The organism is Desulfovirgula thermocuniculi DSM 16036 (genome assembly GCF_000429345.1).
Lineage (GTDB): Bacteria > Bacillota > Desulfotomaculia > Desulfotomaculales > Desulfovirgulaceae > Desulfovirgula > Desulfovirgula thermocuniculi.
This window is the reverse complement of sequence record NZ_KE386892.1, coordinates 8,627-9,711: the sequence shown is the minus strand read 5'-3', so window position 1 is coordinate 9,711 and position 1,085 is coordinate 8,627. Positions and strand designations below refer to the sequence as shown.

At 59.4% G+C, this 1,085-nt stretch carries 1 protein-coding gene; it reads left to right on the top strand.

The window, feature by feature from the left end:
* Positions 1–337: 337 nt before the first annotated feature.
* Positions 338–1,085 (top strand): ATP-dependent helicase (locus G454_RS20135; RefSeq protein WP_035108269.1); only part of this gene is annotated, 748 nt, incomplete at its 3' end.

Here is a 1,085-nt window from a genome sequence, read left to right as displayed (position 1 = left end):
TAGGAATTCTGCCAAAATATATTTTCGCGCGCGATCACATATATATGTGTTTTTTGGTGGGAACAGTGGGAACAACCCTGAAATGCAGACGTATCAAGGCCTGAGGCGTTCCCACCAGTGTTCCCACTGTTCCCACTAAAGTATTTTTTATTTTTAGAAATACAGATGTATCAAGGGTTAAAACGTTCCCACTCCCTTTTTGGTAATAAGGGTATATTATGTAACACATACCTTTATTTAACTCCCTAAGAACCAAGTCTTAACTCCTATGCCTTTTTCTTGGCTATCGGAGGGAAATTTTTGTTTCCAACACCATCATATGGAGGTTTAGGTCCCGATGGTCAACGTTTTGCACGGGTTGAACGACGCCCAGAAGAAAGCCGTCACCCACGGCCGCGGGCCGCTCCTGGTGCTTGCCGGACCGGGCAGCGGCAAGACCCGCGTGCTCACCCACAGGGTGGCCTGGCTGGTGGCCTCCGGCCTGGCCGCACCCGAGAGGGTGCTGGCCGTGACCTTCACCCGCAAGGCGGCGGAGGAAATAAAGGAGCGCCTGGCCGGGTTGCTCGGGCCGGAAGCGGCGGGCAGGGTCTGGGCGGGCACGTTCCATTCCGCCTGCCTGCGCGTGCTCCGGGAGGACGGCTGGAGGGTCGGCCTCCGGAATTTCTCGGTGGTCGACGAGGAGGACCGGGAGGTGCTCCTGAAGCGGGTGGCCGAGCGCCTCGACCTCAGCTCGGGCGAGGCCGAATCTGCGGGGAAGGCCGTCAGCTTCGCCAAGAACTGCCTGGTCGATCCCGCGGAGTTCCCCGCCTGGGCGCGGGACTTTTCCGGAAGCGACTTGCTCTCCTACCGCAAGGAAGACGTCTTGTCGTGCGGTACGCGCCTGGCACACCGGGTGTACTTGGCCTACCAGGAGTTGCTACGGGAGGCCAACGGCCTGGACTTCGACGACCTGCTGTTCGAGGCCGTGCGGCTCTTCAGGGAGCGCCCCGAAGTCCTGGAGAAGTGGCGCCGCAGGTGGAAGTGGGTGCTGGTGGACGAGTACCAGGACACCAACCGGGCGCAGTACGAGTGGCTGAAGATGCTCG